General features: G+C 33.8%; 10 protein-coding genes. 3 read left to right on the forward strand and 7 right to left on the reverse strand.

Going from position 1 to position 23,999, the window contains the following annotated elements:
• Window positions 1-448 precede the first annotated feature (448 nt).
• Both IHE43_RS21530 and IHE43_RS21535 read left to right on the forward strand, forming a co-directional pair.
• Window positions 449-1,201, forward strand: a complete 753-nt coding sequence (locus IHE43_RS21530) for a carbonic anhydrase family protein (protein ID WP_192185798.1) — start codon at window positions 449-451, stop codon at window positions 1,199-1,201.
• A 5-nt stretch (window positions 1,202-1,206) separates the two neighbouring features.
• Window positions 1,207-1,986, forward strand: a complete 780-nt coding sequence (locus IHE43_RS21535) for a DUF2490 domain-containing protein (RefSeq protein WP_225585246.1) — start codon at window positions 1,207-1,209, stop codon at window positions 1,984-1,986.
• 214 nt (window positions 1,987-2,200) lie between these two features.
• On the opposite strand, the gene IHE43_RS21540 is transcribed toward IHE43_RS21535, so the two are convergent.
• From IHE43_RS21540 to IHE43_RS21555, 4 genes are all read right to left on the reverse strand, one after another.
• Window positions 2,201-2,623, reverse strand: a complete 423-nt coding sequence (locus IHE43_RS21540; protein ID WP_192185800.1) for a VOC family protein — start codon at window positions 2,621-2,623, stop codon at window positions 2,201-2,203.
• Window positions 2,624-2,928: 305 nt separating this feature from the next.
• Window positions 2,929-4,113, reverse strand: a complete 1,185-nt coding sequence (locus tag IHE43_RS21545) for a hypothetical protein (protein ID WP_192185801.1) — start codon at window positions 4,111-4,113, stop codon at window positions 2,929-2,931.
• A gap of 416 nt (window positions 4,114-4,529) precedes the next feature.
• Window positions 4,530-5,042: a RidA family protein gene (locus IHE43_RS21550; protein ID WP_192185802.1), complete on the reverse strand. Its 513-nt coding sequence runs from the start codon at window positions 5,040-5,042 to the stop codon at window positions 4,530-4,532.
• 66 nt (window positions 5,043-5,108) lie between these two features.
• Window positions 5,109-6,026, reverse strand: coding sequence for an alpha/beta fold hydrolase (locus tag IHE43_RS21555; RefSeq protein ID WP_192185803.1), 918 nt, complete (start codon window positions 6,024-6,026; stop codon window positions 5,109-5,111).
• Between the two features lie 280 nt (window positions 6,027-6,306).
• Between IHE43_RS21555 and IHE43_RS21560 the strand changes: the two genes are divergently transcribed.
• Window positions 6,307-6,900 (forward strand): hypothetical protein, encoded by a 594-nt coding sequence (locus IHE43_RS21560; RefSeq protein WP_192185804.1) that lies wholly within the window; start codon window positions 6,307-6,309, stop codon window positions 6,898-6,900.
• 279 nt (window positions 6,901-7,179) lie between these two features.
• Here IHE43_RS21560 and IHE43_RS21565 read toward each other — a convergent pair whose 3' ends face one another.
• The 3 genes from IHE43_RS21565 to IHE43_RS21575 form a co-directional block, all read right to left on the reverse strand.
• A complete protein-coding gene (locus tag IHE43_RS21565) occupies window positions 7,180-11,418 on the reverse strand; it encodes a T9SS sorting signal type C domain-containing protein (protein WP_192185805.1) in 4,239 nt (1,412 codons plus the stop codon).
• A 411-nt stretch (window positions 11,419-11,829) separates the two neighbouring features.
• Window positions 11,830-12,303 (reverse strand): hypothetical protein, encoded by a 474-nt coding sequence (locus IHE43_RS21570; protein WP_192185806.1) that lies wholly within the window; start codon window positions 12,301-12,303, stop codon window positions 11,830-11,832.
• Window positions 12,304-12,308: 5 nt separating this feature from the next.
• Window positions 12,309-23,990: an RHS repeat-associated core domain-containing protein gene (locus IHE43_RS21575; RefSeq protein WP_192185807.1), complete on the reverse strand. Its 11,682-nt coding sequence runs from the start codon at window positions 23,988-23,990 to the stop codon at window positions 12,309-12,311.
• Between the last annotated feature and the right edge of the window lie 9 nt (window positions 23,991-23,999).

Raw genomic sequence — 23,999 nt, forward strand, 5'->3', positions numbered from 1 at the left:
CGAATGCGTCGGATACACGAACGGAATTTGAAATGGCATCAGAACACCTGCAGCAAAAGGCTCAATATTTATGGAAAGAATGGATAAATAAACTACATTATTATAAGGTCAGTACGAAATAGGTTTCATGAAGATATAAACGAGTTGTGCATCACTAGTATATGAAAATCTTCAATAAAATTAAATGAAGCTAAAAACAAAACCAGTAACTTTGATGAAATTACTATTCGCTATATAATACTCTTTATTGGCACAAAAAAGAACGTTGTAAACAAAGAAAGACGAATTTTGAGGCAAATTAATACAGTTAAGGTAAATTTTAAATATAAGAGGCTGTTTCCGGGTAGGGAAACAACCTCTTTTATTGTTTTATATAAGCATTCAAAGAAATAAACGGACATGCCGAACACCGTTTTACAAAGTAGGCAGATTTAATTAAATAAAAGAAATGGACAATCAACTTAAATCAGTAGTAATGCTGTTCGCAGCAATGCTATTGGTTTCTTGCAACAATGGAACAAAAACAGAAAAATCAAATTCATCTTCCATTATAAAAGAAGATGAAAAACCTGTAATTTCTCATGTAATGACCAAGGAAGAACAAACCAGGCTTACCCCTGATTCTATCTTACAGGAATTTATAGCAGGAAACAAACGTTTTCAAAGCGGTACCACTACAGTTCGCGACCATAGTAAACAAGCCAGAAAATCAGCACCGGGACAGTTTCCAAAAGCAGTTGTATTAAGTTGTGTAGATAGTCGTGTACCAGTCGAAGATGTATTTGACCAGGGTTTAGGTGATATTTTTGTGGGACGAGTAGCAGGAAATTTTGTAAACGAAGATTTATTAGGCAGTATGGAATTTGCTTGTAAGGTGTCAGGTGCAAAATTGGTTTTAGTAATGGGACATCAGCACTGCGGAGCTATAAAAGGTGCAATTGATGATGTAAAACTTGGCAATATTACAGCCATGCTTTCAAAAATAAAACCTGCTGTAGCAATGAGCCAGGATTTTACAGGTAAAAAACTTTCTAAAAATGATGACTTTGTAAAATACGTTTCCGAAAATAATGTGCGATATGCTATTGATCAAATCCGTGAAAAGAGTCCTATTCTTAAAGAAATGGAAGACAAAGGAGAAATAAAAATTGTAGGTGTATTTTATAATTTGACAGACGGAACACTTGAATTTTTGAAATAATGAGCATGAAAAATTATTTATTGGCACTCACTTTTTTGCTTGGCGGTTTACAATCAGTAATCGGGCAAAATAATCGTATTAACACAAACAACAGTATTGGATGGTATAACTTTTTTGGAACATTTAAAATCTCAGAAAAATTTGGAATACATACCGAATACCAATGGCGTAGAAATGAAATCATTACCGAGTGGCAGCAAAGTTTATTAAGAGTTGGGATAAACTATAACTTAAATTCAAGAGTATTATTCCGGGTTGGTTATGGTTGGATAGAAACATATCCTTACGGCGAAATACCTATAAACGGGATGGGCAGAAACTTCACAGAACATAGAATTTTTGAAATGGTACAGCTGAATCATAAAGAAGGAATCATTGATTTTTCACATAGATTTATGTTAGAACAAAGATTTGTAGGCCGGTACAGTTCAATAAATGAGACAACAGAAGACGAATTTCCGTTATTAAACCGAATTCGATATATGATAAGAGTTCAGGTACCTTTAAAAGGAAATGAGATAAAAGACAAAACACCATATTTGGCTTTCTATGACGAAATTTTTATTGGATTTGGAAAAAATGTAAATATGAACGTTTTTGATCAAAACAGAATTGGAATTTTATTAGGCTACAGGTTTAATAAAAATATAAGAATTGAAGGAGGTTACCTAAATCAAACCGTACAGTTGGGAAGACAAATAGACGGACAAAATGTTTTTCAAAACAATAATGGAGTAATATTGAATACCAATTTAAATTTTGACCTGACTAAAACAAATAAATAAAACTAACACAAATAGTAGAGATTTTGATGTTCGAATCTTTTCAGTTCACAAGAAAATAAAAAAGCCTGCACAGTATTCGTTTTGCAGGTTTTTTTATGATGTAATATTAGCCAAACAGATTTCGTCGTTTGGCTGTTTTTTTCAGCCAATTTCGTCATTTTTTTCTCGTTATGGCATAGACAGTTTGTTTTCCCTTTTTTGTTTCCATAACTATTTAAGAGTTCTTTTGTTTTAAAATATCGAGATAATGAACATTTGTCATTATGCCGAGAATATTACCAAAAGGGTCAACTACGGAAGCTGTTACAAATGTTCCTTTACCCTGGCTATGGTCTGTAATGGGTTGATACTGGGTTGCTCCCATTGCAATTAATCTGTCAAGTGTAGCTTTTAAATCGTCAACGTGCCAATGGGCAATAGCTCCGGATGGTTTTATTGAATAACCTTCTGGTGCATAGCTACTATCAATTATTCCTAATTCTTGTTGGTAGTCGCCAATACGAAATTCGGTGTATCCTGGCACATTAAAGTAGGGTTCAATACCTAAAAATTCACTGTACCATTTTTTAGCACCTTCATGGTCTGTTGCATAAAAGTTAACTGTTGCTAAACCTCTTAAAACTTGTTTCTTTTCCATTTCGATATTTTTTTAATTATTTATACAACAAAGGTAAAATGGTGTTATGACATCCCTATGTCAGGGGTCGATTTTTTTTTCAGAAAGCGCAAAATATTCTTTCAAGGTCAGTTTATGTGGTTCAAATTTTTCGTTTTTTGTTTGCAGTTGTATCCAAATTGAAGTCAGCCGTGAAAGTCTTTTTGTATCGTTGTCATTCATATTCAAATATCAGAAAAATTTTGTTGAGTTATTGGTTTATTAGATGCGCCCGCAGAGAAATCTGGAGCTTTTTTATGTTCAATTTATACATGAATTATAGCATTTTATACTTTACTTTCTGCAATCAGCTCCCAAATCCTTGCGTTGAAATTATCCTTGTTGATTCCTGTCAATTTCTCCAATACAACAAAATAATTTTCACTGCCTCCTTTTTTATTCTTTCCACTGCATAAAAATTCAATAACAGCAGAAAATCCTTTTTCTTTTTCAATTTTTTCAACCAGTAAAGCATTAACTACATAATCAGCCATTAGATGCTTTTGCTGACTTTCTCCAAAATTTACCTGAGGTGTGTATAATGCTAAAGTCAGCCAATCAGTCTTTGGATTTGAGGCCACTTTTTCTTTGAATGTTTTCAGAATCTCCTGCCATGATATACCCCAGCTTCCACCATAAAGGTAAGCACATCCTTCATCGACCGGCTTGTTTATTAAGTCCCTGGAATATGCAAAACGCGCTCTTTCATGCCACAAATCATGAGGATCAAAACTATTAAAATTTTCATCGCCATTACCGCTTACCAATATTAAAGTGTTGTTTTCATTTGCACTAAAATTAGTAGTGCTTTTGCCGTTATAATCTATTTTATAATCAACTCCTATATTTTGCAAAACATCCGGAAAATCCCTGCAACCGTACCATTCAATTTGTGCATTGGCAGTCTTTAGCTTTTTATCGAGAAGAGTTACTCTCTTTACATAATCAGAAGCTACTTTGCTATTTAAGGTATTTTTGAAATGAAAAGTACAATTTCCAATTTTTTTACTTTTCCACGAAACTGTATTTCGTTTTAACGGAGATGAAAAGTAAAATTTATTACCCTTTTGTTTCGCTAAAACTTCAAAACTGGCTGCTAAAACCGGAGTTTTTTCATTTATTCCCATATAAGAGAATTCAACTAAAAAATTATTAGTGTCTAATTGTACTATATTAGTTAAATATGCTTTATAAAAAGCATCCTCCTTGGTTTTAGTATTTCTCTCTATTTTTTTTATTTCATCGAGCAACAAGGAAGTTTCTAATAAGTCATCTTTTTCAACAAAAATATTTTCCTTGTTAGATTTTTCTTTTAGAGACAAAAAATCATTCAAAGATTTAACAAGCTTATTAGACACAATACTATCTTTAGGCAAATTTAAATTTGCTGACAAAGTCAATGATTTTGTTTGTCCAAAATTAGAGGTAGAAATCGATAAAAGCAGGCTCAGAAGAAATGTTTTTAATGTCATTGTTGTGGTTGTTATGTATTTTTAAATAAACAGCGAGAATATTATTTTACTGTGCTAATCTAAACAACTTAATAATAAAAACATTACGGATTACCTCATTTTAAATATAACTCCTAATAAGCACCTATAAAAATCTAGAATATATCAAAAGTAAATTACAAACTGAAAAAATTGAATACTTGAGATAAACATAATGGAAAGTATTGAAGGAAGCTAAATGAAATTTAATTTAATAGTATCAAAAAAATCAGGAAACAATTTTATAAAAATCATCCATAAAATGATTAGATATTTCAATACTTCCCTCTACAATAACTAAGCTTCAGAGAAATCTGGAGCTTTTTTTGTTTTTAGTAAACCTTACTATTGATTAGACAGAGTCTTTCTGAAAAAGCAGCAGGTTATTCTGTCAGCAACTATTTCATTTCTACAATCATTTCTACCTCGATTGCCATATTCTGCGGAAGTGTAAATACGCCTACAGAAGTACGGGCATGCCTGCCTTCTTCGCCAAATATTTCAATTAGTAAATCCGAAAAACCATTCATTACTTTAGATTGCTCCGTAAAGGAGTCGGTAGTATTTACATAACCGTTCACTTTGACTATCCGTTTTATTTTGTCCAGACTTCCAAAAGCCTGCTTAAGTACCGCCAGCTGATTTATAGCCGTTAACCTGGCAGCCTGATACCCTTCTTCCATACTTAAGTCCTGCCCTATTTTGCCGGTACTATATTTTCCATCTGTTTTAAGCGGTCCTCTCCCTGAAAGAAAAACCAAATTTCCAACTCTTACAAAATCCACATAACTACCTAAAGCTTCGGGTATTTTTGGCAATTGAATTCCTAACTGATTTAATTTTTGCTCCGGGGTCTGCGCAGACAAATTAAAACTCAATAGTACTAATGCAAACATTACTATATTTTTCATTGTTCCTTCTTATAATTTTAAAAAAAAGAAAGCCATCTCTAAAAGACAGCTTTCCTGATTTTTTATTTATTTTATGAATTTAATTAACTCGGCATTGAATTTTGGAAGCTCTTCTATAAATAAAGCATGACCGCTTTTCTCGAATGGAATCAAAGTTGAATTGGCAATTGATTTGTGCATTTGCTCAGCTAATTCATAAGAACAAATTTTGTCCTGTGTACCATGAAGAATAAGAGTTGGTATTTTGATTTTTTTCAAATCTTCTCTCAAATCAGTATCACGAAGTGCTTTCATAGATTCAGCCATTGCATATGGTGATGCTTGCGCCTGAATAGTACCAAGCCATGCACCTTGCCCTGCTGAAACACTTGTTTCATTGGCCGGAAAAATTTTTCCAAAATTCTCAAACAACTGTGGTCTGTTAGTATTATTAAGTGCAATAAGTCCATTTACATCTTCTTTTGTCCAGAAACCGTAATTAAAGTCTGCTCTTTTAGTCCATAATGGAGCCGCTGCGCCAAACAAAGCCAATTTTGAAACATGCGCTGCATTGTATTTGGCCACATAATGAATCACTGTTGCACCTCCCATAGAGAATCCGCCAATAGTGGCTCCTTCAATTTTAAGCTTGTCCAGGATCACTTTGATATCATCTGCATACACATCATAATTATAAGCCCCACCCGGTTTGTCTGATAATCCAAAACCTCTTAAGGTGATTCCGATAACACGGTATCCTTTTTGGATAAGTTCTGCATATTGGTATTCATACATTGCGTCGCTCAATGGCCATCCGTGAATCAATACTACCGGTTTTCCTTCTCCTAAATCTGTTACATGCAGTTTTACATTTTTTTCTACTTCAATATATTCTTCTCTTCCTAAGCTTGCCGGTTTTCTTTGGCTTTGAGAAAATACAGTTGATAGTGCTAATAAGAAAATTACTGCACTTGTTGTTACGATTGTTTTTAAATTGGTTTTCATCTTTTTACGTTTTAATTGTTATTTAAGTTTTAATTTTATTTCTGTCATTTCTTATTGACAGGACAAAATTGCTACATTTACAATTATAAATCAAATTAATAATTTTTATATATTATTAAAAATATTAATAACTATGTTTTTTTAAACAATAAAGTTGATGATAACATGCATCTAATTCCATTCTAATTCTGCAACAATTCCAAAAATCTAAATAATAAATTTATCTTTCTTAAATTTGCTTCAATAACTGTAATGTTTTAATTTCTAACTCCTAACAAAAATGGATTTTCAGAATAATGAATTTTCAAAAATAGAATCGTTAAAATCAACGAAAATAACTTTTGTAGTAAAAGCTTTAGGAGCAATTATTTTTGTGAGTATAATTTTAGCAATAATTAATTTAGAGATAGTCGTTATTGAATCGGGAAGGCTATCTGTTGAATTTAAAATTTCTTCTGTCGTACTATCCGTAATTCTTTTATCTTTTTTGGTATATGCCGTATTAAAGGGTAAAATTATTATCCGGAAAAATAAAATAACGAAAGTAATAGTTGATCAAAATGGTTTGCACCATTATAAAGATGAAACAATTATTGAATCCCTAACTTTTGAGTCTTTATATCCAAATCCTGATCTCAAAAATTATGATGTAGTTTTATCTGAGGGAGAAGATGTTGGTTTTGATATTTGTGTATATTATTTCGACAAATCCAGAAACACAATAATTTATAAAGCCATTATATTCAATACCCCATTTTCAATACGCAACAGAAAAGAATTAGAAAGACATTTCATAAAGGGCGTTATAAAGTTCAGATCCGATTTGAAAGTTTCACCAAAGGTTTTACATTTATTAAATATAAAGAATTCATAAAATTCAAAATTGTCTCGTCCTTAATTTACCTTACAGGATTTAACATTAATTCTATTTTTTACTTTGCGTTCAATTTGGGCAGTCAACGAAAAGTAAAATTCATTATGTTAATGGTAAAATCTATCAAAACCCAATGTTTTTAAAATTCTTTTTAGACACTAAACCCGCCAGACAGAATTTAGTAAAAAAGTGCTTTTGTATTAAAACAAAATATTTCAAGTAAATAAAAAAGTCCCATCGTTAAAATGGGACTTTTAAAAGTAAATCTAACTAAACAATTTAAAAGATAGCTTTTTTGATAAGCGTTTTTCCATTTTGTAAAGTTACTTTAACCACTAACATTTGGTTATTCAAAGCTAATGTTGGGGTAGAGAATTCGTTTGTGTTAACTTGTTCTTTCTCATAAATTAATTTTCCGTTTAAATCATAAACAAAAACTTTATCTATAACCTCTTCAAAAGAGTTGACATTTATTTGATTATTTTTTGCAGAAACTATTACTTCATTTCCTAATCCAATCGAATCGGAAGTATTCTTTTTTGCAGTTTTATTTGTGTTAACAGATCCATAATGAATAATAAAACGATTGTCATAAGTCCCCAGAAATGAAATAAAATTGTACGGACCCTCTTTTAGATTATGAAAAACTTTAAGTTTTTTATCCTCAAGATAAATAGATTGTTCTGTAAATAAACCATCAGCACTATCCAGCGTTATTGTGAAATATCCTCCTAAAAGAGAACGATAACCTAGTGGTACTACATCTTCATTATCGAATGGCAGCGTGCGCCCCTGGATAGTCAATTTTTCATTTTGATTGACACTATAAAAACTGGTATAAGAATTTCCACTCCAATCACGGGCATCAAAACGATTGTCATAATTATTGGTTGCTCCGTCAGCATAGCCAATAAGGATTTGTTCAAAACCACCTAATGGGTTTGTTAAATTCAGCCAAAAACGGTGCTTTTCTGTTGAAGCCGTTTTAGCTGTTTTACCTGGTTTCAAAAATTGCGTATTTTCTCCTTCTAAACGCATGTAATTATCAAAAACAATTGTTCCTGAAGCAATGCCCTCTGTCATAAAAGATTGAACGGCAGCAATTTTACCTGTAGGTTTTGTGCTGTTTATCCCTCCTGAGGTTTCTCCTGCCGCTGCTGCCGCAACACCACCTAAAGCATTGTAACATGCATAATCATCTAATAAATATTTTAAGAATTTAGGCGATGTATTATTTTTCCAAAAATACACAGTACCTCCTAAGACATTACTATTTGCATCTAAAAAGGCATCAGCGTCTAATGCAGACGGATAAGGATTACCAATTAAGTTCTTACTACCATTATTCTCAACTGTAAACTCAAAGTGTCCGTTGTTGGGAACACCTGTAAACTGAACTGGTTGTGAATAAGGAAAACTTACTGTTTCACCATTTGGCCATTTTCCGCTTTTTGGAGCACCAATAATATAACCTTTTGCTCCCGTCATTGAAGCTGAACCTTGCTCAGCCACCCAATTATTATTATAAAAACTGAAATATCTGTTAGACAAAGTATTGGGTGATACTATATTTAGTTTTTGTTCTGCAACCGGAGAAGACCAGTAGGAATAATCAGCGGTTTTCATTGGAGCCGAAATACGTTTGTAAATGATATTTCCAGTGTTTACTGCATCATTGATTTGAACTAAACTTGCGTTGTTTTCAAAAGTTAAAGATCCATTTTCTTTTACAGAAAGACCATTCTCTAATTTTAGAGTTATGCCACCAGGTACTGTAACTTTTGCAGTTGCATTAATTTGGCAGGAACAAGCACTAATATCTGCCGGTAATGTGTAATTTACATTATCAAAAATTATATTTTTGTTACTGTCAGGCAAACCATTTGACCATTCACCATTATATACTGTTGTTGATGCAGAAATCTTTATAACGTTCGAGTTTGAACTGGCAACAGAATTATACATTGCTCTTAATCTTATATAGTATTGAGTTCCTGTTAAACCAGTTATCTCTTCTGAATTGTACCCTCCAACTTCTTTGTCCTGAAAATCTGGAAGTATGTTAATAAATTCTTCATCAGTAGCTATATCATATCTATAGGAACTTGCATTAGCATTAGCGTCCCAATTAAGCATAAACGATGTTTGATTACAAGTTAGTTCCGGTACCTCACTTAATATTGGAGTTTGTATTATATTTGGAATATAATGTATTACAAAACGATCATCAAATGTTCCTTTTAAAGTACTGAATTCGTATCCTCCATTTTTTAAATTAAAATAGGTATTTGTTTTTTTATCTTCCAGATAAATCGCCTTATTCAGGAATTGCCCATCCAATTTACTAATATCTAAAGAAAAAACACCATCTATTGTTGAACTATAACCTAATTGAATAGTATCAGTATCTTCTAAAGGCAAGGCACGGCCCTGGATTACTAAATTTGTAGTTTGGGTTTTGCTGTAAAAATTAATAAAAGAATTTCCATTAAACCCATCTCCATCAAAACGATTGTCATATTCATTTGTTGCGCCCGGTACATATCCGATTAAGATTTGTTTAAACGCACCTGTTTTATTGGTAAGGTTCAGCCAAAAACGATGCTTTTCAATGGCTGTTTTATTGTTTTTTGTCTGTTTAAAAAACTGTCCATTGTTTCCCGTAACTCTCATTGAATTGTTAAAAGTAATTGTTCCGGTTGCTATAGAGGCAATCATGAAAGATTGTCCTGCTGCTATCTTACCGGTCGGTTCACTATTATTGATTCCGGGATTAATGGCTGGTCTGGTTGCTACACCACCTACGCCATTATATGCAGCATAATCATCTGAAGAATATTTGTTATTAGTAATGACGGTGTTGTGTGTCCATAAGTAAAGTGTACCACTTAAAATAGTACTGTTTTCTGCCATGAATTGATCAGCATCAAGAGCAGAAGGATATGGATTACCAACTAAACGATACTTATCTGCAGGGACTGTTTCTCCGTTAATATTACCGTTGTTTGGAACTCCAATAAACTTAACTTGTTGCGAGTATGGAAAACTTACAACTTCGTAATTTGGTGCCGGCCATGTTCCATCCTTTGGTGTACGAATAATATAACCAATACCCGGCTGCATCGCAATAGTACCATTATAATGTATTACCCACCCAGTTGGTCCATAGCTAAAATATTTGTCTGCCAGCGTATTTGGTGACAGGTTAAAAAGTGTCTGATTAGAAACAGGAGATGACCAATACGTATAATCAAAGTTTTTCATTGGAGCTGTTGTACGTTTATACGTAACGATCCCTGAATTCGGAACATCATTAATTTGTACTAAACTCGCATTGTTCTCAAAAGTTAGGTTTCCTGCCGGATTTATCGTTAATCCATTTTCGATTCTTAGGTCAATCCCTGATTGAACAACTACATTTGCTCCGGCATTGACCTGGCATGAACAAGCGTTTGTATTAGTTGCGATAGTAAAATCACTATTAAAAATAACATTTTTAGAACTATCTGGAAGTCCGTTAGACCAGCTTCCACTATTATAAGTAGTTGACTGCATAGGATTAACTTTTCCAGTGCCGGAATTTAAACTTGTACCGCAATCACTGATAGCCCGAACACGCACATAATAAACAGTGCCGGGAGCCAACCCTGTAACGGTTTCAGATGTTACATTCGTTAATTCCTTATCCTGGTAGCCTGCTAAGAAATTGGTAAAACCCTCATCGGTGGCTACATCTAATTTATACCCTGTAGCAATTGCGACTGCTGACCATTCCTGAAGATAAGATCCTTGATTACAGCCTAAAGTTATATTAGTGGCTAAAATTGGTGCAGGAGTTATTGCTGGTTGCCCATTAATACCAACAATATTTGTGGGACTGGAATTACAACCATTTTGATTGACAGTAAAACTATAACTACCCGGATTCAAATTTGGTATCACTACAGAAGTACCTGTTCCCGAAATAGCACCCGGGTTTATAATCCAGGTTCCGGTAGCCGGCAAATTATTTAATGTGATGCTACCTTTATTTACTAAACAAGAAGGTTGCGTTACAGTTTGAACATTTGGTTTTGCAGGTGCCGGATTTACTGTAACAATAACGGGAGTAAGATTTAGAGGAATTGAAATATTTGTATTACTTACTACGGAAGTTAATCTATATTCCCCTGCCCCGGAAACGAATATAGAATTACTGGTACTAAAGCCCGTAATTGTATTTGGCGTTACCACGCCAGTTGCTGCGTTTGTGTATGTATATCTAATTGTATACGAAGGATACTGGGTTCCTGTTATTTGAACTTTTAAAGTAACAGTTTTTCCAGAACAAATAGTGTTTGCAGTTGCGTTAAATAATCTTGCTTGCGCAATAACGGTTGAAGATCCAACTAAAAAAGAAAAGAAAAGAAAAAGCAATTTGAGATTCACCCCTTTTTCTGTGTGCCGAATTTTAGAATTTGGAAAATTCCAATAATCGAATTTTAAAAAAAAGATGGTATTGAGTAATTTTTGTTTCATTTGTTTCACTTTAAATTAATAAATATTGTGTTATTAGTATTTAATATTTTGGGGCTTATTGTTGCGGATACAGAAATAATTGTCGCGTAATTTGGCATTGCCATACAAGAGTCATCTTATTGATGCTTCTAATGATTCATTGCTAGAGATGTGAAGTCGGGAGACAAACTCATCGCCGATTTCAAATTTATTCTATTGCACTCTTCAAGGAGCCAGAAAATCAGCAGCTTTTGTGCAATAAACTAATGTCTTTTTTTGTCATTCCGAATGGAGATTCTCTGTAAGAAGATCTACTTTATATCATCATCAATTCTTAATCTCAAATGCAAAAGTCTGGCGCTTTTTGTGAAATTTCCATTCACAAAAACATTAAAAAAATTGGCAAAGTCTGAGACATTTGCGCAATTTTCGTTAGGAATACTTTGGAAACTGGGCACCATCATTAACAAGTGGTTGATTTGACAGCCTTAATAAAAACAAAAACAACAATAGATGGACAATATTAATTCCAAATATAAATTCTCCACTTTCTGCAAAATTATTAAATTGAATTGATGCATTAAATATTTGAAATTTTAATTGAAATTTAATACCATCAATATAAATTAAATAAAAAGTAAAATCAGTTCCTGTTAAAAATTTATAATTAAATCCTCCGAAAGTCAACATACAAATCTGAAAGAAACTTATTAATCTTAATAATGTTAATGAAATAATAAAATATTTTTTGGTGTAATAGCCATATATGCTGATAATTCCAATTAAACTTAGAAATAAAAACAAAAATGTTTTTATTTCTAAGTTTTTACTAAATAAATTCAATATTGAAAGTATAAAAAGTACTAAAAATGTAAATAGTAAATAAATAAATCCCCAGTTTTTCATAAACTTTAGTTTTGTGTTTTGTAATAATCTGGATCGAAGTTACCTTCAGAATCTTTGTTAAACCAATCATTAGCTACTCCTTCAAAATAAGATTGTACCAGATTACCAAAATCTGCCAAACCGTTTCCTGCTTGATTAAGGTTTACCTGAAGATAAACTCCAAATTTCTCAACCTTAGCAAAGAAATCATCTTTTGATAATTCTTCTTTCCTTTTTGTAATAGAATTTATTTCATTTTCAGATGTCAAAACATTTGTTTTATAATCATATTGCCCCGTTTTAACATTATATGCCCCGTTAGCATTAAATATGGTTCCTTTTTCATCAAAAAACTTTTGGTTATAAGCACTAGCATCAACTGAAACATCTCCTAAAGATACTTCATATTCTGCATTATCGCCATTTATACAAATTCCATAGCTCACTTTTACTCTCATTTTAGCACTGGCATTAATTATTATATCCTTAGTTTCAATTTTTTTAGAAAAATCTTTTTCAACTATGACTCCCATTTCTAAAAGAGGCACATCTTCTTTTGAGTATTGTGGTTTTCGTGATTGAATGTCAACAGTCTGCATAATTATCCCATCATTAAGCATTCTTACTTCTAATCCCTCTAACTCAACCCCATCCATAATTCTATTTTCACTAAATGCATAAGGAGAATTCCAAGGATATTTACTTGTAAGCGGGTCAACAGCAAAGAACCTACCAATTCTAGGGTCATGCATCCTAAAAGTATAATTCAACGAATTCCCATCACCACCTTTAATTTCATCATCTTTCTCCTGTCCTTGGAACCCATAACGGTAATCACCCGAACTATGTCTTGTAGGAACTAACTGTCCAAAAGGATAGTAATCACTATAACTAAGAACTTCAGCATTAAAGATTCCTGTTGTGGTAGCTGGTATTTTTTTATCCGATACCACCGCCAGTACATTACCTAAATGGTTCGATAACTCGTAACGCTTATCTCCAATCGAAGATAAGAAACTCTTTTGAACCATCGGTAATGTTGGTGCAAAAAGTCCGTTGGTTGGGTCCAGATAATTCGCTATTGCATCATTAGGGTTATCCGTATTTAGTGTATAAGGCGTACCAGTTGTTGTGGCATTAATACTCCCTTTACCTCCTTCGTAAGTTTCCCAGGTCGCATAACCGTCACCGTCGTCGTCAACATCAAGATAGTTTGGTATAGTATCGATTGTCGCTTTAGGATTCTGTACTGACGCTATTGCGTTAGTATTTAAAGTAGCTCCTGTAGCAGGATTTTTATCTCCATCAGGGTTTGCTCCTTCATATAGGGTATAAATACCATCACCATCGTCATCTTTATCGTCCTGATTGGCTACACCATCGCCATCAGTATCTATAAAACTAAGATCATTGTTTACTTCATATAAATCAAATATACCATCTCCATCCGTATCAGGAAGACAAGGTGCCAGAGTACGCGTTACATTATTGTTTATCGCTATTCCTAAACTCGATACCGGAGGATTACTAGTGTTAGAAGCATCGGCTGCATCATCAAAAGTAAACCCGTTTTGCAACGTATTGATTCCATAATTAAAATAACACATATCAAAGCCCAGAGCTCTGGCGTTACCAACACCTCCTAATTTATTAAGGTTTTCGGCCGGTATGCTGGCTGGGCTAATTGTTCTTGGTGTGATCCAATTAGTCCTGTTTTCAACAATTTGCGTAAAACCGTTTACATCCAATTGGGTAGGAGTGCTGCCAAATGTAGTATTCAGTTTTATTGCTATACTATTGGCTGGTGTTGTCAATAGGTTTGCCTGTAAAGTTACATCATAACTTTTGACTGTTGCAGTAACAGGACTGTCTGATGTAATTTTAGTATATTGATTAACTGTAAACTTTGGCGTTATAGAATTATTGTTTTTAACCAGGTTAACCTGAACCTGATTCGTAATTTCTTTGGTCTGAGTTTCAATTACATTTTTAGTAACCTTAAGATCCTGCACAGCCGCCGTTGTGGAAGAAGATACTACCAGATCTATAGTAGTAGCAGCTACAACTGGTACCATTTGTGTTTTGAATATAACAGTACTTCCTCTATAAAGAGTTATAAAAAATCTACCTGACTCTAAAGTTTTTTCTATTTTCAAAACCTCGTTTGCCCTAAATATTCCAAGTGAAACTTCACTACTCCCGTTGGAATAATATAATCTTGACTGCCATGCAATCCCAGCTCTTAGTCTCGAACTTCTGAAACCATAAAAAAGATTATTAGTAGTAAGTCCCACTTTTACTCTGTTGTTATTTGAAATTGAGCTGGCAGTTTTGAATTCTAGCACTCCTGTTTCTTCGGGACCAAAAACATTTACTGCATTGGCCGTTGTACAGCTAGCTCCAGATACTCTAAAAAGATTTATTGCATCGCCGTTGTCTACTTTTCTGACACAGTTGTTAGCAACCCCTTTTATATCTACTATTTTACTTTTGGTAACAGATTCCTGTTTAATTCCTGTGTATTGCAATTCACTCAGGAAATAGGTTCCATTAGCAGGATTGGTATTAATCAATTTAATAGTAGTGTCCAGATTCAGGCTTTGCATATCCGGATCTATTGCAGGCGAATTATTCGGATACGGATTCCAGGTTGACGAAGCCGTTGTGGTATCAAAGTGAAGCGCATAATCCCTAATAACAGCTGTTCCGGTCAATATAGAATTAGTAGTCAGGGCGCTGGTTTTTGCTGCCATTCTGCTTGTGCTGGCAATCGAACTGTTTCCGTATTTATACACAAGCAAATTAGATTCTTCTAATCCAAGACGGCTGCTGCCAAAAAGGTCATGTTCTTTTAAGCGATACAATGATTCAGTACTAATTCCTTGTCCGTTAACTTTATAATTTTCTTCATAAACCCCTAACACATTACCTTGTGCATCACGGGCATAATGCGTACGCACTATATCAAGCCCACGTTGTACGCGTTTAGCAATTCGATTACCGAGTCCATCGTACTCAAAAGCAATAGTAAGTCCTGACTTGCTGTTAGTAACCTTCTCCACTTTCCCATCAACACGCCAATTGATCGTTAATCCTTCATTTTTGTCTTGTATTAATTGTCCTATAGCATCATACACATAGTTATATGTATTAGAATCACCTAAATTATAATTAGACTTTTCAATTAAATTTTGCTTGATATCGATACCTGTTTCAGTAAATATATCATCGGCTACATCAAAAACATTGGTCAACTTGTTGGTGCCAGGAATGTATTTATAGGTAAAGTTGTCCATCTCCGGATTTGGTAAATTCGGTGTTTTTGACTCGGGATATAACCCCGGTGCCGTATTGTGTAAAGTTTGTAAATTCCCGTTTTTATCATAAGAATAACTTGATTCATAACTTTTGGCTGCTTTCATTGAGAAAGCATCAAAAGCCTGAGAAGTCATCGTTTTGATACGATTAAGCTGATCGTAAGTATAATTGTTTTTTTGTATCGCAAGCAACTGATCGCCTTCTTTACGAATAGCTGTTGTCATTTGCTTGATGTTTCCATTATATAAGTTTTTAAGGCTTTCTCCTGTAGTATTACGACTCACCATTAACGGTTTAAACGAATCAGTACCTGTATCTCCGGATATAGCTTTGTAGTCGTTATCATAATAGCTTAAGGAATAGCCAAAAGCATCTTTGGTTTTGGTCGTACCAGCAAGCGATCCGTCCTGTCCTAAGTCATTTGCACTATTTGCTAAATTTTCACCATTTACTGTCTTTAGCCAACCTTGCAAAGTATAGGCATAATCAATACCCTGTACCTTCTTGTCTCCAAGTTCAACTCTCGCTAATGGTCCATGCGCATAATACTCATAGCTGGCGTCTTTTTCCCAAAGTACACCATTGGCAGAAGTTTCTACATTAACAATACGATTATCGGCATCATAATTATAACGATGCGTAAACTGATCGGCTTTGTTCGGTTGAAATTTAACCGTATTTACATTTCCACTAATAAGATCATAATCATATACAATCCTTTTTAAATGGGCCTCACAATCATTGGTTTGTCCTGTTGTTGTATTTATAACGGTTTGCGTACAATTAGGATTTTTTAGAGCTGTATAGTAATTTACTATTTCTTTTACATTTCCATGAACATCATAATTGTATAAGATAGCATTATCAAAAACTTTTGGAGTGCTATAATTTTCATGATAGAATACTCCAGTCACCCGATTGCGGTTGTTGTACGCCGGATTAGAACCAGACACAGCATTTGTAACAAATAATGAAGAAGCTTTTATACCAGTCTCTACTTCCGGATCTTCGTCATAAATAGTACTTGTGACTTGAGTTCTTGGTAAAGTACTATCAAAACTATCCACTATTCCTGTTGTTACCCCACTTGGTATAGGAGTACGGACAAGCCTTCCTTCCGGAGATATACTATAACTTATAGCTGCAGATGGGTTTGCTGCATTGAACACAAAACTATCTATTTCACCAGCCTGATTTATTCTGCCTAAGCTATCATAGTTGGTATAGCTCATTTTGGCAACACTCGCAGTTTGCTGCTTTCTATTTTGTGAAGCTATGATTCTGCCCAGTTTATCATACGCAAAACGGGTAATACCTCCATCCGGGGTACTTTGCCATACCAATTGGTTTAATGAATTATAGCGATATTCTGTCTTGAATTGATGATTCGGCTGTAAATTAGTAACATCTCCTGTAAACTGTTTGAACGGGTCATCAGCTGCTTTATAAGCTTCAATAAGTGGGTTCTTAGCTTTAATATCAGCTGGTGAAAAGCGTCTTACACCTTCAGGAGCTACAGTTTGAGTAAGATTTCCTGCCTGGTCATAATAGTAAAGCGTGTATTGATATTCCTGATCATAATAGGTCATATCAAGGGTTTCAACTACCTCAGACATGGCTTTTTTAATGTAGGATGTAATAAATTCTTTACGCTTGGCCTGCAATAAATTATTATAATTATCTGCTGAGAAAGCTTCAGCAATGTTTTTAACCAGTTTTTCGCAAGTAGATACTGTTTCCTCCGGTAAACTCGGAGAAACCAAAGTACTTAAAGCTGCCGGAGGGCAAACTTTTCCTTTATTAGCGGTTCTAAAGACAGTCTCTACCCAATCATTCCAATTTAATGTATCAGGATTCACCTCATTATTCACTAAATTCTCCTTATAATAGGTTTTGTATTGGTCTATCACGGCATTGATACCATTAAAACCATAGTGTAAATAAGTGTCTCCAAACTCTGCAAGTGTTCTAAAACGGATATCATAAAGCTGGGTAACTTTTAGCTCTTTTAAATACCTAACATAACTATCTGAAATATACTGATAACCATTATTACAGAAGTTATCAAGCGTGGATTGTGGCACTGTATAATCCTCTATTCTGTTATTCATCTCATTTATAAATGCAGCTTTCTTTTCATCGCAGGCTACCGGAGAAACTGTTTGAGGGATACAGGTTGAGCAGGTTTCTGCTGCAAAACTGGAGGCAATACGAGATGAAATTTTGCTCGAAGTTCTATTTACATTTGTATTAGTATATATTCCGGAAGCATCCATAGTTACTATTGAGCTCACAGGTGACGATGATGTATTTTGAGCAACTCTTGCTCTTAAATTCATGTTAGGATAGCCTTCACTTATAAATGTGCATAACTCCATACCACTACCTCTACTTGGAGCTGTTAAAATATACTGATCTATATATGAAATTTCATCCTCTTGTATTGTACCATTTATATCTACATAAGTTATTTTCCCCTCACTTTCATTTATAATATCTATTTTCTTAATTAAGGCAATATTCTTATTATTTGGAATATTAAAATAGATTACCGCTTCCCAGGTTGGATCATCATAGCCATAAAAATTAAGACTTATTTGCGAATCGCTTGGATAAAATACGGTAAACTTAGTAAGTCCTATTTCCAAATTATATGTACTTGAAGAAGTCGTAGTAACATAATCTCTAAGTTTTTGAAAATGACTTAATAAATTAGAATCACTTATAAAATGACTTACAGCGGGACTATTAGAACAATCATACTTTGGAGCAGATTCGTTGAACGCGGTAGATACTGTACGATTTTGTATAGACTCGTTGATAACGTCTTTTAAATTATTCTCATATTTCAATTCTTCCTGTTCATTAAGGGCACATGAAGGAACGCTTTCTCCTGGATCTACTGGTGTCATATCAGATAAAAAGTCACAAAAGTTAGCATCTCCTAAATACATAGATATGGACCCCTCAAAGTCAACACATTTTTGGCTCTCAGTATCATAATTAAAGTGTACTACATTATTTGCATCAATGTCAACTTTATTAAAATGCATTAATGGTTCCGTAACCTGATAACTAGGAGGTATTCCCAACCAAAAAACTGCCTGCACCTCATTATTTCTATCACTAAACGCAATAATCATAGTATCTCTAAAACCTGAATAATTAACATGAAACTTATAAAGTTCGACTGGCGGTCTATTTGGAAAATTTGCTTTTCTATACTTCTCAAAACGCTCCACTAAATTAGAATTGGTAATAAAACTATCCATAGCAGGATACTCACTGCAAATACGAAAAATCGCAGTTTCAGGCGGAGCTATTCCTCCATAAGTAATTGTGTAATTAGGATCCGATACAATTTGATTCATAAAGTCTTTCAGACCATTTTCAAAAGTAACTTCAGTCTCAGTATTGTTGCAGGCGTCTACATATTGTCCCCAACACGGAATAACATTTTGACATGCATCTCCAATACCATCCTTAGGATTAATATCTAATTGATCCGTATTTGGGTTGTCGGGACAATTGTCCAGATCATTTGGCACCCCATCATGATCAGTGTCCATAATAGCAACAAAAGGACAACAATCAAAATTATTAGTAAAAAGTTTTAAAGTACCATTCAAAACAGCTGTACCGGTAGTGAAATTAGTATTTCCGGAAGTAACTAACTTAAACGAACTATCAGAATTAGTAGTAGAGGCTTTAAACGTAATAGATTCAAATTTTTTAAAGGTATAGGAATCTATAAGAGTAATTACTGGTGCAGTATGATTCCCATCATCCGCTCCTGTAGTTGATTGTAAAATAAGGTTTGCAATAATATTTACTCCTTGTTTTAAATATAAATTTTGTGCATTTCTTTCCCAGGTTATACCTGCAGCAGCTCCAAAAAATTCTTCTAAATAAGAGTTTTTATAAGCAGCATAATTGCTTATGTCAATAGGTGTACTGCTATTAAATGTTCCTTTTGTTTTTAACTCATTAAAAAGAGGAATCAAAGCTTTCTCAAACTTAGATTTTTTGTTACATCCTACACCCTGATCATTGGTAGCCTGGTTTGGATCCAGAACTTCCCCAATAGCATTTGGTGATATACCACATTCCCCTATAGGTGCGCAAGTTTCTCCTGTTAAAATAATTTCATTAGAGATGTCACTATTACCGGCAGCTCCTATTTGAGCTACTACCGAGAATTTGTATTTCCCTTCTGAAGGTTTTGAATTTCCTAAATCATAATAAAGTTGTTTTAGATTTTTTATGCTCCATGTAGAACCATAATTTGACCAGGTATAGCCTCCAGTTTTAGGGAGCTGTATTGCAATTGGGCAAGTAGTAAAGTCTCCTCCCGGCCTTGAGCTAAAGTTAATATTTAATGTTGTTCCGGAAGTGTTCGTTGTAATATTCAAAGGTTTTAATCCTATTTGAAATAATCCCTCGACAGTTTGATTATTTGCTGGAATCATTAATTTCTGAATCAATTCTTTTGTGATATATTGCTTATTAAAAGACACATTACTCAAAGATGCCGGAGAAGAAAAAGCAGGATCTTTAAAAAATCCATTCAAAAGCATGTCAAAGTCGAACAAAAGTGGACAATTTCCAGTCTGAGCATAATACTCAAAGTGATTTTCTTTGACTAAATTAGCCATAGCATCTGCAGGACTTAAACTAGAATTATATCCAAAATCTGCCGGAAGATAATTTTTTTGTTTGGTCTTGTATAATATCGCACTACTGCTTTCGCATAAAGAAGCTGTAGCACTTATGTTTTGAATATAATTGGTTAGTGCTTTTTTCTGTGGGAAATTATCACTTAAAACATCAGCAACAGCATTTGATCCTCCTGTACCTACACAAGCGTTAACCGATTTGCGCTGCATAGCATATATATTGATAAATATATGTTTAATTTTATTTTTTAAACCTATGTACAAGCCCTTATAAACATTCCAAACTTCGTCTTTTTGAGAATCGCTTAAAGTAGCATTACTTAAGTCACATACAGAAAAAGAGTTACACAGTACACTTTGTAAAGCAACCTGATACATGCTTAAATTAGTTCCGTTTTCTCCAATATAACTACTATTTAACGCCTGATACATAATACTACCTGTACCAACCCTCATAGTATATAGAGTTGAATCTTCAAAAGGTGATGCTGATTGTACTGGTTTAAAATAGGGATCGTTATTATAAATTTGCAGTTTTCCTGAATTTCCTGCGCTATCAAAATCTACAAATCCTTTTGAATTTGCCTCTGCATAGGTTGTGGTATTCATTAAATAAGAATCATAACCATCAGAAGATAAAGGTGTAGCAACAATTGATGGTACTGTTCCTGTATTTTTAGCAATATTAAAGTTTATTGTTCTTGCGCATATTTCACGACTATATTCTAAATACTTATATTCTGGATGGTAAATTAATAAAGATTGAGCCCAGCTATCTTCCCAATGTGATATAAAATCTTTTACATTCAATAATTGTTCTGGTTTTACAGTCCAAATATCGCTACCGTCAGGACCTTTTACAGAACTAAGAACGGGACTAAAGGCCGGATCAACTTCAGGTGAATATTTTTTTGGAGTACTTGTATTGTCTACTATTCTTACTTCAATTAATGAGGGAACTCCATACGGGTCTTTATATGTGTCCACCTGATCCTGAGTAGGACTTATTGATTTTCTAGGATGTTTCCAGTTATTTCCTGTAGTTGAACCATTATAAAAAAGACCTCCATTTGAATTAAAAATACTTAATTTATCAAAATTTAAATTGGGCTGGCTATTACCATTGGCATCAATAGTATTTATATCAGTAGCATCAGTAGCTCCGTATTGTCCATTAGGCCTTAAATCTGATACCAACAAATTTTCATTCATTTGGCAAGCAGTTTCAAATTCTATGAGTGTAGGATTACATACTCTTTCACATTCTTTATTTAATAAATCCCATTCTCTATTGAAACGTATATTTAAAGCATTTACATCAGATAATACTATTAAATTGTTTTCTGAGTCTGTAGCTCCAGAGTTTAATGATATGGTTGTCGTATTCCCTGATTCAGATACAGCCAGAACTACTTTACCATATAACTTATCAAAAGCATTTTGAACATAATACAATCTGGTTCCTATACTTGTTATGCAGCTCTCACATGTTAGATTACATGAATCATAAATAAACTGAGTAGTAGGTGCTAATCCAAATTTTGGATCTGCAGGATCAATATAACATTCAGAACTAGGTGTAGTCAATTTTTTTATATAATCATTAGCATAATCGTTTAATGCTTTTTCATTTATTTTTATTTCTTTTTTCAGACTATAACTCCCCGTATTTAAGGTAGTTTTTGGCTTAACCAGGGATAGAGTTGCTGGAATGTTAGCTCCCCCTAAACTAAACGTTCCTACAGTTTCAAAAATAGGTGTATCTAATTTTTCGTTGCCGCAATCGTCTTTTAAACCTAATTTAACATCATATACAAAGGGATATAGACCTGATGGACAATAAAAGGGAGAAAATGAATTTGTCTGATTTAAACTATATCCAAACTCGTACCCTTCTCCGTCGTTTGTTACTTCTATTGATTTCGAAAGAGCCAAGACATCATTACTTTGAGGAAATAAACCTGTAGTTTGTAAAATGTTGTTGTCTTTTACTGTATCTGTATCACCAGGTGCAAGTTTGTTAAGTAAATCTGCTGTAGTGCTACCATGGCCATTCGCTTCAGCCGTTGCCTTATCTTCTACATTTTCATCTGACAAATTAACAAGATTAACAGGTGATTTTCCAGACAATGCGGTAGCAATGGTACGTCCTTGCGGATCCAGATAACTAACTGAAACTTGCTTATTAGGATCAACTACAATATTTTTTTTATAATGAGAAGATTCACCTACGCTATAACCAAATAATCTATGTAACTCCGGAGCTGAAGGTGTTGTATAAAAATATTTCATTTCATGAGCCGAGCTCAACTGATGATCTGGACCAACTCCTCCTTTTCTGGATATCCTGCCTGTATTGTCAGCTGTATATTCTATTTGTGAGAAAGGATATAATTTCGCATCAGGCACGTAGGCCTGGTTAGTTCTTAAAGAAAAATCAGTATATCCTGATGGCGAATAATACCTGCTGGATCCTGAACTGTCTGACATACCAGAAACATTACTAGTACAACTCCCTCCGTCTATGTCAAAATCTTTGAAAGAATATGATTTGTTTTGACTGTTTAAATTGTAATTTTTAAAATAATGAATGTTATTATCTGTTGTTGGGGTAGGCAATACTTCTACACCTGCCCTTCCCTGTCCATCATAAATAACTTCGCCTACTACGGTAGTGTTGTCCGTATTAATTTTGGTTACGGTCTGGCGATTTCTCAATGAGCCATCAAAGTAACTTACGATTTCTTTTTTCTTTCCGTCTTCAGCATAACTTGCCTGAAATTGCCAGTTTTTGCCAGTTTCATGTTCAGAAATAACGCTTTGATGAGGCCAGTCGGCTATGGTGTTTTTTGGGCTGGTTCCTGAACTCCAATTTCCGTAATATTTAACAAATTCTCTATTTCGGCTTATGCCTCGTACTCTGTATATTAAATATCCCTTTCCGTATATTAATGGTATTTCAAAGGCATTTTTAGAAGTTATGATTCGTGTATTATTGAGTTCAAAGTCCCTTTCTGTAAGCGGAATTTGATCCCCTGTTAAATGAGCTGTTATATTTTCGTTACTATAATTATCTATCCAGGTCCATTCTAATTCATATTCTAAGGCACCTGCCAAATTTTCCCAATTAATTGTAATTGAACTTGCTGTAGCATTCGTTGAGCCTATTGGATTTAGTAATTGTTCAGATACTGAATAATACCTCTTACTCTTGAAACCCATATTAACAAAAGCATTACTTGGGACAACATTTCCATTATTTGTATTCAATGCTTTATAGGAAATCAATTGTACTCTGATACCAAATCTATTTTCGATTTTTAAATAACTTAGATCGCTAAAGTTAGCACCACCACTATTGGCAGGATTTGGATTGTAGTTCACTACCAATTCTTTATTAAAAGAAGTATCAGTAGAGCCGTCTTGTTTTAAAGGAGTGATTCTAAAAGTAGCCTTTAATTCATAAGTCACATAAGGCGCCAGGTTATTGTCAATATTTACTGATAAATAGCAATAAGGTGCTAAGTTATTTTGATTTGGAAGATTGGCTTCTGAATCAAAAACAGAAATGGGAGCACTGCCAAAACTGGTAATCGCTACTGGCTTAAAATTACTATACTCTTTTTCTTGTACTTGTGCGCTGAGTATTATTGTAAATAATAATAAACCAACTAAACTTATTTTTTTACTTAACACATTCAATGATATATTCATATTATAATT

Origin of the sequence: Flavobacterium sp. MDT1-60 (genome assembly GCF_014844035.1) — a bacterium.
GTDB lineage: Bacteria > Bacteroidota > Bacteroidia > Flavobacteriales > Flavobacteriaceae > Flavobacterium.